This window comes from Tardiphaga sp., assembly GCF_044336785.1.
Classification (GTDB): Bacteria; Pseudomonadota; Alphaproteobacteria; order Rhizobiales; family Xanthobacteraceae; genus Tardiphaga.
In genome coordinates this window covers 1-11,785 of the sequence record NZ_JBIIOT010000001.1, presented here as the reverse complement: position 1 = coordinate 11,785, position 11,785 = coordinate 1, and the positions used below count along the sequence as shown (strand labels likewise).

The following is an 11,785-nucleotide window of genomic DNA, read 5'->3' as shown; positions in this document are numbered from 1 at the left end:
CATCTGCACCCCACTTCTCAGCGAGGCGAAGGTGACGGACGACCTGGGCGCTTGCATCCATCAGATGATGGATGGGCCGAAATATTTCAGCCGAGTGGCCCGGCGAACCCGGTCACCAGCTTGATGAGGTCGGTCTGCCGGCTGGTGCCGGTCTTCTCGAACAGGCGGTGCAGGTGGCTGCGCATGGTGGATTCCGCAAGGCCGAGTTGGGCCGCTGCTTCTTTGACACTATCGCCGGCCAGCAATCCGCTGAGCGCGCGCACTTCGCCGCCAGTGAGGTTGAAGCGCTCGCTGATCAGCGCCAGCGGGCTCTTGAAATCGATCGATGCCTTCTGGATGAACACCGCCGCCGTGGCTGCATAGGCCTTGCCGATGCGTGTTCGTTCACGCGAGGTGAGGGGTAGCACATAGGCCACCAATTCTTCCTCGCCAAAGCGGCCGAGCGGCGCGGCGATGCCGCCCGTACCGATCGCCCCATCGCCTTCGGACGCGCGCGCGGCCAACTCTTCGAGCAACGTTTCGCGTCCGGCTTCGCCGAATGCGATCCGTCCTGACGTAATCCGTGCCACGCGTTTGTCGTCGAGCATGGCGACGCCAGCGCGGTTTGCATGGGCGAGGCGGCAATCGGCGCTGACCAGAAACAGCGCCGCCGAGAGGCCGTCGACGACATCCGCCATGGTCTCCGCCTCGGCCCTGGCAAGCTGGATTGTGCGGCCGATGATCATGGCGCGATGTACATGCGGCACCAGTTGCGCCACGCGTGCTTTCGCCTCGGCATCGGCCGGGCCCTGATCGCGATGACGCACCACGGTGAGCGCAACCATGCCGGTGGCGGTGCGCTCCAGATTGGCGGCGATGAAATCCACATAGCCTTGCGGCGCCAGCCATTCCTGGGCGAACCGGCTTTCACGGAGGACGTCGAGCGGCATGATATCGGCGGCGCTGTAGACCTCGCCGAGCGGAAAGAACATGCCGGTGGGAAACAGCGGATTGAGCGGGGCGTAAGTGCTCATATAGGCTTGGGTGTGGTGAGGATCGTCACCCCAGGTGAACATCCGGTTCACGGAGAGCGCCAACGAGTCCTGCGAGAAGATGTTGCCCATCGTGCCTGGCACATAGTCGCAGATGCCGGCCAAAGCCTGTGGCCAGAGATCGGGATCCAGCGCGGCGTCGTAAATCGAGCCGACCAGATCCAGCACACGTGCATCCATTCTTCGCCCCCGCGACTAACTCAGCGCCGGGAAGATAGTACCAGATCGGCGGGATTTGCTAGTGGCTGCTGACGCGCACAGTACAGTGCTGCCGTCATGCAGCGAACGGCCCCGCAGCGATCAGCCGAAGTTCAGTTCATCAGGCCGAGCTTGCTGGCGCCGATATAGAGCGCGAGTACGGCGGCATTGGAGACGTTGAGGCTCTTGATCTCGCCGGGCATGTCGAGCCGCGCCACCACGCTGCAGGTCTCGCGTGTCAGCCGCCGCAAGCCTTGCCCCTCGGCGCCGAGCACGAGGGCAAGGGGGGCGCTCAGCGGCACCGCGCTGATATTCTCGGCGCCTTCGCTGTCGAGACCGACGGTCATGAAGCCGCTCTCGTTGAGCTCGTTCAGTGCGCGGGCGAGGTTGGGCACGGCGATGATCGGCACCAGTTCCAGCGCGCCGGAGGCGGATTTCGCCAGCACGCCGGTGGCTTCCGGGCTGTGCCGGTTGGTGGTGATCACGGCATTGACCTTGAAGGCAGCGGCCGAGCGCAGGATGGCGCCGACATTGTGCGGATCGGTGATCTGGTCGAGCACCAGCACCATGCCGTCCTGCGGCAGCTCGGAGAGATCGAGGCCTTCCAGCGGTTCGACCTCGGCCAGCATGCCTTGATGCACGGCGTCCGGGCCGAGCCGGCGATCGATCACGTCCGGGCGCACCAGTTCCGGCGTGACACGCGTGTCGATGTTTTCGTCGGCGAGGCGGCGTGCGGCGTTCTCGGTCAGCCACAATTTGCGAATCGTGCGGTTCGGATTGGCCAGCGCGAGGGTGACGGGGTGCCAGCCATAGAGGATGGCGGGGCCATCACCGCCCTGACCGCCGCTGTCACGGCCGCGGCGCGGCGGCCGGCGGCCCTGGTCGCGGGGAGGGCGGGCTGGGCCTCTATCCTGGCCTGGACCCTGATCCCGGCCGGAATCGCGGCCCTTTTGCGGGCCACGCTGGAATCGCTGCTTGCGGTCTTTGTCGCTCATGCCGGCTTGTCTCATGGAGGCCGGGGATTGGCAATTTGCCTTTGGGAACAATGAGGCAGGGAGGAGCGGATAAATCCGTCATGATCGGTTGACTTTGCGGCCGCGCTTCCCGATAAAGCGGCCGCCGGGAGCCCGCTGAGCGGGTGCGCGTTTCCACGTCATCCAAGGCCGTCCGAACACCCCATGGGGTGGACGATGGTGCGATGGCGTCGAGCGGGGGAGTGTCCCGAGTGGCAAAGGGAGCTGACTGTAAATCAGCCGCCTTATGGCTTCGCAGGTTCGAGTCCTGCCTCCCCCACCATTTTGATTTCCTTGCATAAATCGCTGCGACTTCCGATTTGAAGAAGGTGCGGTTCACTGCATTCGCCCGGCTGGGGTGTGGGCAGGGGTGTGGTCCGCGCACTTGCACGTCCCTATCGAGTTGCAAAGCGGCGCGGGTGCGATTTGTCGCCGGACGCTTCCGTTAACTTCTTCAAAATTTCAGTTTTAAGCGTGGCATCTCGGCCCGCAAATCGAATGGCCGGTTTAGCTATGCCTACGTACTGCACTCCCGCGTAGACATAGACGATAATCTCAGCGCGAGCTGCGGAGTCGCCGCAGACTAGACACCGACCCCCATCGATCTTCGCCGACTCTGCGCGCTTCGAAGGTCTAACGTCAGCGGCCTTGTTCTCAAGTTAAGGTTGCGGTTCATTAGTTGTGGTTGGGGTGATCCGATAAATTTGCCGGTCGGGCGCGACATTGGTCGGGCGCTGCGCTGGCTGACGGACGCCTAGCCGATTACTTCAACGATCGGGCAACGGCGATAATAATGGCGCAGGAAGCGATTGAGACGACTACGGTTTCCGGGGTACCAAATTTCCGCAACGACGAGGCAGCGAGCGTAGACTTTTTCGGGTCTCACGAGAGGGTCGCGTCCGCCATCTCGCAGGTCATAACCTCGTCCGCAAAATCCAACATCATTGGATTGATAGGATCGTGGGGCAGCGGCAAGTCGACCATCGTTCGACTGCTTGAGCAGCAACTGACAAAGTCTGACGCAACGAAGTCATTTTGCTTTTTCAATTATGACGCATGGCTCCATCAAAGCGATGGTCCAAGGCGATCTTTCTTGGAAAGTTTCATCGCATATCTTGTTTCAATCAACTTAACGACGACAGAACAATGGCGCGAAGATTTGGACCGTCTGAGCAAACGTCGCGATGATAGTGAGGTTACGACAACCCCGACCCTGAGTCTGCCCGGAAAGCTCATTGCGCTTTCCCTCTTGCCTGCCGCGTTGGGATGGAAGCTCGCCGACAAAACAAATGCCTACGTGTGGGGGACGTGCTGGCCCCTGCAGTATGTTGGCTTTGGTCTCATATCTCTGCCGGCATTCGCCGCACTTGGCGCGTACCTATACGAGCGGCCCGAACGGAGCGTGCTCAAAGGTGCGTTCTATAAAAAATCAAACTTCACGACGAATAGAAGCCCGGATAGTTCGACAGTCTTCTCGATCTTCGTGAACAAGGCAGTGCAGCAGGTGAAAACGCGCACAATGCGTACGCCTGAGCCAACAGCTCTCGAATTTCAGAAAGTTTTTAAAAAGATCATATCGTCTGTTTCGGCATCGAATCGATCTTTCGTATTTATCATTGATAACCTGGACCGCATCCCTGAAACGGAAGCAATCGCTATATGGGCGACAATTCGAAGTTTCTTCATGGGGGATAGCGGAGCGATTGATAATCCTGGCGCCGATAGCGCATTAACAGTTGTGCTGCCGCTCGATCTGAGCGCAATCCGCAGAATTTATGGCAAAGAGGAAACGCAAAGCCACTCTCTAGCGGAAGCCTTTATCGAAAAAACGTTTGATCTCGTCTTCCATGTTAATCCGCCGACACAATCCGGTTGGCACGACTACATGGAGTCGCGGCTTAAGAGCACGATCCCAGAAATAGAGCCCGAAGAAGTTTTTTCGGTCATCAATGTTTATCGGCTTCACGTCGAAGCAAAAAACGAAGGTGTCACGCCAAGGAACATCAACTCGTTTACGAACGGTTTGGCCGTGCTGTACATGCAATGGAAAGGCGAGATAGCTGTGGCGACACTCGCTCACTATGCCTTGTATAGGGCTAACATTGCAGCAGACCCTTCGGGCTATCTAGCAACTGATCAGCGATCACTAAAGCGCACCGATCCTGCTTACGCGGAGAGCATTGCCGCAATACATTATGGCGTACGCCGCGAGGACGCGCTGCAAGTTCTTATTGCGCCACGGATCAGCGCCGCGATCACCAGCGAAGATGCAAGCGCGTTCGCTCAGCTCGCCAAAGTCAGAGGTTTTGAAACAGTCTTGTTGCGCCATATCGAGTCAACCTCCTCGTCGAACGGTGCCTCCCGATTGCGCTTCGCATCAACGATCGCGTCGCTACTTGAGCGAACAACGAAAGAAAAGGTTCCTGTCAAGGAAGAAATTCACGCCAGCTTGCGCCACATTTTTACCGATCGAACGAGCGCGTGGGGTGAAGTCAGTGAACTTTCCTCATCGGGCATTGAAGCATTGGTGGCAAACTGCCCCGGCAAAGACAGGCCACCCTTGCTGTCGTCGATAATCGAGAGCTTAGCTGAGGATGACCTCGGGAATGCCACGGAAGTGCCGGTAAAACGTTGGAAGGCTTGCTTCGACACAATCGTCAGTTCGACGAAGAAATTTGGTCATAAGCAGAGCCGTATCGCATCACCCGATGATCCTGCCTTTCTGATGGAGTTGTTAGACAACTACAGCACGTCTGATCCATCGCTGAAGTGGCTAACGTCCGCAAGCGAGTCCTCAGACATTGGACTTACAGTGGCGGCTAACGCCGAAGCATCAAAATTCGAAGCGAGATTCTCAGCCCGTTTAGAGAAGCTCATCGTGTCATCTGTGTCATTTGATTGGTCTAAGCCGCTGCAGACAGCCAAGTCGTTCGTGGAATCTCACAATGTTTCTGATGACGGTTTCGCCAATGCCGTTGATTGGGTTGGTCTTGCGAACTCACGAGCAGCTTTGGCGAACTCAAAGCAGCACATCGAGCCACTCACAACATCACATTTGCTCGACAGGATTTACCAAGCACAAGACGCGAAGCAGAATGAGGCGCTCGCTTCAATGCTCGCTCTCACGATACTCATCAACCCGAAGTTCTCCATTGTGACCCAGGTTGGCAATGGTGAGGCGGGACGGCAGCGACTGCATCAAATCGACGGCGAGCTTCCACAAGGCTCCGAGCTCCTGACCCTTCTGGACTCTAAATTGCGGCGTTACGGGCGTTTCCGCGATCTGTTTGCTGCTGCGCAAGCGAATGGCGAGATCGGCAAAATCTTCCGTAAAATCTTTGAGAAGCGGCTTATAGCGCGCGATCTCGGTCCTCTCCATCTCGAAGAGGTCATACCAAAGTTCTCGGGACACGCTTCATTCCTGCCGGATGAGTTGAAACAGCCGTTTGCGCGGGAGCTGCAGGGCTACGAAGGCTTCTGGTCGAAATTTGAAGACTATAAGAACAGTCGACAGGCAGAGATCATTCTCAGCCACCTTGTTGAATTAGAGGGTGACGCCGGCACGAAAGCACGTGCCATGGTCTATGAATTATCCGAGGCGCGGAGCGCAGAAGATTGGAAAGAGACCATAGAAGAATACGATTACGCGTACCTAGCGCTTGAGAGCAGCGTGAGAGTTGATCCGAAACGGTTTGTGTTCGGCGACGCGTTACAGAAATCCATCCAAGAAATCATAGAGACAAAAATTCAAGAGTCCGAACCAGATGATTCCCTTGCAAGAGCGTTTTTTGCAGCTCAAATGCTGGACGATGTTCGACGCGAATTTCTATTTAGAGGCATTCGCGACCTGCTACTCAACGGCGTCCATCAGCCGGGCGCGTGGCATGTGCTAAAGCATGGGGGCGGTCAGCTTTTGTCTCTCGGTCAATTTAAAGAGAGATCTGACGAAAGCGTTAGGCATCTCGTTATCCCAATGCTGGAAAAGTCAGCGGAATTTGCCATCTTTGCTGAAGAGCACACCGTTGAGCTCAGGAAGTGGAAGGAAGGCGCGGCACCGGCGACGAAGACTTATCTCCGAACATCGATTGTCGATGCGCTCAAAGACACAGATCGCAGCGACGAATTAAAGCGGATTGCGCAAGCGCTTAGAATGCGAATTAAAGAAAGTGACGAACCCGGCAGTCCGGAATGAGCTGTGCCGGCCGCATCGCCCGATCCTTTCTGCGCTCCGGGCGGTTGGCATGCCCGCCTACAGCTTGGGGTATGTAACGGCTTGAAATTGCGACGTTGCCGGTGCGTCTCTGTCGCGATTAGATTCTAATTATCGCCGTGAGTTGATCTACGGGAGCCACGTTTGGAAGTCGTCATGCTTGATCGATTGAGAGACATCGTCCTGTTTGTCGCGGGCATCATCGCCGTAGGCGCTTTGATCCTGGCTGCATACGAGGGTTTCAACCAGCGCGTTACTTCCGCTGCTTTTCTCGGAGCACTAGGTATCGCCTGCACCTTCATGCTCTTCATGCCGAAGCTAGAGGTCTTCAAGGTTTGGGGCTTTGAGGCGAGGTTGGTCAAAACCCTCGATGAGGCCAAGGAGATTCTCGAAAAACTGCGTCGGTTAGCCGTCATCAACGCAAAGTCCACTTACGAGGCGGTCGGCATCGGTCAGCGTTGGGATGCAAGCAGTGCTGTTGAAAATCAAGCCCGCTTGGATGAAATCAATATCCAGCTTGTTGATTTTGGAGTGCCGGAGGCAGAGCGACGTTCACTCGCGAAGAAGTACGTCCGTCTGATGGGCTTCGACATGTACATGCACTATGTACAGACGTTGGACCGTTATTTTGGCTTCAAAGCTAACGCTCTTCGGATGCAAGGTAACCGTGAGAACAATGACGACATGAAAGCGGAGGCTACTCGCTACGAAGAGATGAAGCAGAGTTGGAAGCCAAACTACAACCTGTTTTCCAAGCTCGATACCTATTCCCTTGAAGAGGAGTTAGGTCTTGCAACGCCCACAAAGCAGCTGAACGAAGCTGACAAGAAGGGCATCGAGATATTCAAGGGACAGCTATTGAGGCTCTATAAGGACTCTGAGGTCAGAGCAGGCCTGACGAAAGAGGCAGCGGTCTATCTCGATACCTATCGCGGGATAGGTGGGCCGGACAAGCGGATCATCGAACTGTTTGGCTTCAATCCTAGCGAAGTAAGGTGAAACGCGCACGTCGAGAACGGGTTAGATTGCCACGCGTACCTATGCGTTGCTGTCGCGACGAGAAATCGGCAAAACCGCCGCGTCCATCATCCCCGTTACGGCCGCTTGACACCCGGCGTATGCTGCCTTGGCAATGGCGATGACTTGGAAAGGTTTCAGGTCAGTTGAGAGGCCGTCCGATAACAATTCATGTCTTTCCAAACCGCCAGGATGGCAGGGGGCCGCGATTAACTAGGTGGTAACCCTACCGGCAGGCTGACCGGAACGCTCCAATTTAGCTCTTGTTGTTTGCGTGAAAATCAGGAGCAGAGAAATGAGCGAAGCGACGTTAATCTTTCCAAACATGCGTGGCGGCTGCGCGACGGTAGACGGCAAGGTGCATGCGCTCTTCCGTGTGAATGGTCGAAAGCCGGGATTAAGGTCGTTGATTGCGGAACGCGACCGGACCGATCGCGTCCAAGGTGACGAAACCATCTCCACGAACGACGGACGTCGAAGCGAAACGTAAAGGACCCGACGCCGAAGCGCCGGGCCGGACTGGCGGAGGAATGGAGGGGGTCAACGCCAGCCTTCCTTCTTGGGTATCGAGCAGAGAGTGCGCTGGCAATTGGCGTCGGTCTAAATATGCTGCAATAGCGATGTCGCTGTGGATATCCCGGCAGGTTGTGGACAAATCATCCGCGACGCAGATATCCGTCACAGATCTGTCAGGATCAGATATCCGGCAGCGTGAGAGCGTAAGCGTGTCGTTGCAAGTTCAGATTATGTTGGTGTTGTCGGGCCACCCGAACGGCCGAGCGACGCTTGCGGCGATGAATGCCGATCTGAAGATGCTTGCCGGCGCCGGGCCCGCATGGACGCAGCGCATTAAAAGGCTGGCTTCCAACGCGCCAGGCCTCGACATCTTCACCGAAGGTTACGTCGTGCGTGACGCAACCGGCTGGCAGATTACTGACGCCGGCCGCAAAGCTCTGCGGCTTATGGACGGCGCGTCATCGAAGCCGGTCACTGAGCAAGCCGCCCCGTGCCTAGATGCTAAGCCTGCTATCGCCATCGTGGCCACCGAAACACACCCCGCTGCAAAAACCTCCGCAAAGGTGATCAATATCGCCGATCAACGATACCTGCCGCGTCGCGCTGGTTAGGCTCTCTTGCAGCCTCGTTTTCGAAGGCTTGTCGTGCGACCGGAGCGTTTGCTAAACCGGCCGCATGACGATGAAACTCACCCTGCGGCCGCGCCGGAAATGGACTGAGGCCGAATTTGCGAAGATGGTTGCGCTCCTGAAAGACGGGGTCTCGGTCGTGAAAGTTGCTCGGCAGCTAAAGCGGAGCGAGGCGGCCATCCGCGTGAAGGCTACCAAAGTTCGCGTCTCCGCCTCCGGCAATCTTGCTCAGCGTGCAAAGCGGAATCTAGAACTTGGTCGCTGATCTTTAGCTCGGGTGAGTAATCAGCTCGTTCGGCCGCGGCGCTACATGAGCGAAATGCCGCAGGAAGCTCTGGCCTCAAAGGGCCGATTGCGCGAAAAACAGCTTGAAACTTAAGAGTGCTACAATTCGTAATATAGGTGTGGCGTAGAACAGGTCTAAAAGGCCGCGCGGCCTGATGGATCTCTCTCGGCACGGTAGTGAAAGGCCCGCAATTTTTGCGGCGACAACCAATTTTCGTGCCGATGCCTATTTATGGTGAAAGATATTTGGAGTATGTGCGTGGCCTCCTGAGAGGGATAATGGACGCGCACCACAAACCGACGGCACAGTCGTGGCGCTACCGAAAACGCGCAGCCGAACTAGCGCGAAGCGCCGACGAGGAAACGGACATCCAAGAGCAGACAGAGCTTATTGAGAAAGCTCTGCAGTGGATTTCGCTCGCCGAAAACGACGAGTTCATCGCAATTCACCGTCCACTGGCAAACGATAACGAGCCCGGGGCGCAGTGAAGGATGGGGACGGCGCGCCGGGCGGCGGGCGCGAGCTAAGCGACGAGTCGGCGCTTTATTTGATCACTCGGTATCGCCCGAAGCCGTTGCGGATGCGCTCGGCCGCCGTGGGCACATCATCCCGGTCGAGACGTTCGAGAATTGCCATGATTGTCCCGTTGGCATCTCGCGAGCCGGGTTCAAGATAGGCCGACAGTATGGCCTCGATATCGAGGACAGCAAAGGCTAGCGTCTCCGGGTCGCGCATCACAGATCCTCCCGGAAGCCTTTAAAGATAGGGTGTCGCAGCTTCCCTTCGGCAGACTTCGCCCGGTACTCGATCTCGGCCGCGAGTGATGGCTTCACCCACACTGCGTTCGGCTTCTTGATCTTGCGGCTGAAGGCCTGAGCTTGCTGCACCAGTGGTGCAAGGCGCTTCCTGACATCGGTCACTACGCCGGGTGTGAAGCCGTGATCTACCTTGCCGGCGTAGACTAGCTCGTCGCCGTCCTGACGTCCGACTATGAGGCCATCAAAGCGGCTCTCTTTCATCGCATAGCCGACGACGGATAGGGTCTCCCGCTGGCGACACGTCATCTTGAGCCACGAATCCGTGCGATCGGACGCGTAGCGACTATCCGCCCGTTTTGACACGATCCCCTCAAGTCCCATGCCACAGGCAGTCTCGAACATGTGAGCGCCATCGATATCGAAGCTTTGGCTCAGCAGGATGTCGCTACCCTTCAGCAGCTTTGCCAATTCGGCTTTGCGCGTGGTCAGCGGCGCTTTCCGCATGTCGTAGCCGTTCAGATAGAGTAGGTCGAAGGCGTACATGACAAGTTGGTCGGAAGGCTTGGTCGATTTCATCGCCTTCTGCAGCACCGAGAAATCGGTGGTGCCATCGGCCGCCGGCACGACCACCTCGCCGTCTATGATCGCCGACTTGGTCTTCAAATGCCAAGCGTCGGTCGCTATCTTTTTGAAGCGATCGGTCCAGTCGTGGCCATTCCGCGTGAAGACCTTGATGCCTTCGTTGATGATATGGACCTGCACACGGTAACCGTCGAACTTTATCTCATGCACCCAGCGGTCGCCCGCAGGGACGCGACCGATAGAGGATGCTAATGCCGGCTTCACGAAGCCGGGATATTTTGCGCGGATGCCGTCGTCGGGCGCTTTGATCTTCGCGTAAGGCATCGGTGCTCACACTTCGACGGGGTGGTATCGCTGGCTTCCGCCGGACAAAGTATATAGGTCGAGCGCGAGCCGGTGCGCCGACTGCAGGTGACACACAACTGTGGGGTCGGTGATCTTGTCCGACTGGATCAGTGCCGCACCAAGGTGCCCAACAAGATCGAGCAGCGCATCGGGGCCAAGGTTCGCGGCGTCAATATCTGGTGCAATCGAAGGGCTTGAATCGCTCATGGCTTCAGTCTCAACGGCAACTGACGCTCCGGCTTTACGTGGCGATGGACGAGATCCTCCAGCCAAGGCGGCACGTCCTCATAGGCGAGATCACAACGTTCTTGAATCTCACGCGCGATGTCGGCGGTCACATCCCGCGACCAGTTATCCGTGGCGTTGAAGGCGACGACGCACTGCGGGTCGGAATATTCCCCGCGCATCAGGTCGGAGATGACGGTCTCTAGATTGGTGCCGCTGATGTCGGCTTCCCGCCACACACAGCCGTTGTCACCGTGGCAATCGACAACGAGATAGACGGTATCGTGGACGCCGGCCGGCACCACGGATGGGCTCCATCCTGAACGCATAACGCAACTCCGCAACTGACGGCGGATTCAAGGGGCGTGCGGCTGATTCGTTCCGGCACGCCTGGGAACCACTTGATCAGATTCTAGTTTTTGCCTTGCCGTAGGTATTGCGGTGCTTAGGGAGAAGAACATGGCAACGAATAAACCGACAGGCGACAATGCTCGCAAAGGTGCAGTGAAGAAGCGTAGCCAGACTAAAACCACGATGGGTGGAGCGTCCACGTGGACGAAGCGCGACAAGGCGTCGGGTGAGTTTATGGCCGTCAAGAAGGCGAGAAAGACGACGACTAAAAAGGCACCGGTGAAGGCTGCGGCGGCAAAGAGAAAGACTGCGAAGAAGACGGCCGTCGCGAAGAAATTCAAAGGCGTCCGCCGCGAGAAAAAGTGATGGCCCGACCGTTCGGCGAGCGATCAAGCATTAAGAAGCGGTCAGTGGTGATCGACGGCCGTAAAACGAGCGTCAGTCTTGAGAATGACTTTTGGGAAGAGGTGAAAAACGTGGCCCAGAGCCGCGGCCAGACGGTCGTTGATTTCGTCGCCGATGTGAGAAAGGGCTACGAAGGGCACAACGTGTCCTCAGCACTGCGTTTATCAGTCCTTGAACACTATCGAGGGCAGGACAAACAGCCGCCCGCTTAGTGAAAAC

13 protein-coding genes and 1 tRNA gene are annotated in these 11,785 nt (G+C 57.2%); 8 read left to right on the top strand and 6 right to left on the bottom strand.

From position 1 onward, the window contains the following. Window positions 1–86: 86 nt before the first annotated feature. Window positions 87–1,211 carry a helix-turn-helix transcriptional regulator gene (locus ACIQ2A_RS00070; RefSeq protein WP_398474426.1) on the bottom strand — a complete coding sequence of 375 codons (1,125 nt, stop codon included), beginning with the start codon at window positions 1,209–1,211 and terminating at the stop codon, window positions 87–89. 131 nt (window positions 1,212–1,342) lie between these two features. Next, window positions 1,343–2,224, bottom strand: a complete 882-nt coding sequence (gene rlmB / locus ACIQ2A_RS00065; RefSeq protein ID WP_398474424.1) for a 23S rRNA (guanosine(2251)-2'-O)-methyltransferase RlmB — start codon at window positions 2,222–2,224, stop codon at window positions 1,343–1,345. Window positions 2,225–2,439: 215 nt separating this feature from the next. Between rlmB and ACIQ2A_RS00060 the strand changes: the two genes are divergently transcribed. From ACIQ2A_RS00060 to ACIQ2A_RS00035, 6 genes are all read left to right on the top strand, one after another. Next, window positions 2,440–2,525, top strand: a tRNA-Tyr gene (locus ACIQ2A_RS00060). Between the two features lie 510 nt (window positions 2,526–3,035). Continuing rightward, window positions 3,036–6,434, top strand: a complete 3,399-nt coding sequence (locus ACIQ2A_RS00055) for a P-loop NTPase fold protein (RefSeq protein WP_398474422.1) — start codon at window positions 3,036–3,038, stop codon at window positions 6,432–6,434. A gap of 174 nt (window positions 6,435–6,608) precedes the next feature. Beyond that, window positions 6,609–7,451, top strand: a complete 843-nt coding sequence (locus ACIQ2A_RS00050) for a hypothetical protein (protein ID WP_398474420.1) — start codon at window positions 6,609–6,611, stop codon at window positions 7,449–7,451. A 313-nt stretch (window positions 7,452–7,764) separates the two neighbouring features. Beyond that, window positions 7,765–7,959 carry a hypothetical protein gene (locus tag ACIQ2A_RS00045; RefSeq protein WP_398474418.1) on the top strand — a complete coding sequence of 65 codons (195 nt, stop codon included), beginning with the start codon at window positions 7,765–7,767 and terminating at the stop codon, window positions 7,957–7,959. 235 nt (window positions 7,960–8,194) lie between these two features. Then, on the top strand, window positions 8,195–8,596 hold the full coding sequence (locus ACIQ2A_RS00040; RefSeq protein ID WP_398474416.1) for a hypothetical protein: 402 nt from the start codon (window positions 8,195–8,197) through the stop codon (window positions 8,594–8,596). 582 nt (window positions 8,597–9,178) lie between these two features. Continuing rightward, complete coding sequence (locus tag ACIQ2A_RS00035) at window positions 9,179–9,388, top strand: hypothetical protein (RefSeq protein WP_398474414.1); 210 nt, start codon at window positions 9,179–9,181, stop codon at window positions 9,386–9,388. Window positions 9,389–9,443: 55 nt separating this feature from the next. On the opposite strand, the gene ACIQ2A_RS00030 is transcribed toward ACIQ2A_RS00035, so the two are convergent. Genes ACIQ2A_RS00030 through ACIQ2A_RS00015 form a run of 4 tightly spaced genes read right to left on the bottom strand, consistent with a single transcriptional unit; the run spans window position 9,444 to window position 11,115 of the window. Further along, window positions 9,444–9,635, bottom strand: coding sequence for a hypothetical protein (locus ACIQ2A_RS00030; RefSeq protein ID WP_398474412.1), 192 nt, complete (start codon window positions 9,633–9,635; stop codon window positions 9,444–9,446). After that, window positions 9,635–10,564, bottom strand: coding sequence for a non-homologous end-joining DNA ligase (gene ligD, locus ACIQ2A_RS00025; protein ID WP_398474409.1), 930 nt, complete (start codon window positions 10,562–10,564; stop codon window positions 9,635–9,637). The genes ACIQ2A_RS00030 and ligD overlap by 1 nt, the downstream gene beginning before the upstream one ends. A 6-nt stretch (window positions 10,565–10,570) precedes the next feature. Further along, entirely contained in the window at window positions 10,571–10,792 is a 222-nt protein-coding gene (locus ACIQ2A_RS00020; RefSeq protein WP_398474407.1) for a hypothetical protein, read from the bottom strand. Then, window positions 10,789–11,115, bottom strand: coding sequence for a hypothetical protein (locus ACIQ2A_RS00015; RefSeq protein ID WP_398474405.1), 327 nt, complete (start codon window positions 11,113–11,115; stop codon window positions 10,789–10,791). The genes ACIQ2A_RS00020 and ACIQ2A_RS00015 overlap by 4 nt, the downstream gene beginning before the upstream one ends. Before the next feature lie 154 nt (window positions 11,116–11,269). On the opposite strand from ACIQ2A_RS00015, the gene ACIQ2A_RS00010 reads away from it, so the two are divergent. Next, window positions 11,270–11,527 (top strand): hypothetical protein, encoded by a 258-nt coding sequence (locus ACIQ2A_RS00010; protein WP_398474403.1) that lies wholly within the window; start codon window positions 11,270–11,272, stop codon window positions 11,525–11,527. Continuing rightward, window positions 11,527–11,778, top strand: a complete 252-nt coding sequence (locus ACIQ2A_RS00005) for a ribbon-helix-helix domain-containing protein (protein ID WP_398474401.1) — start codon at window positions 11,527–11,529, stop codon at window positions 11,776–11,778. The genes ACIQ2A_RS00010 and ACIQ2A_RS00005 overlap by 1 nt, the downstream gene beginning before the upstream one ends. Window positions 11,779–11,785: the final 7 nt, after the last annotated feature.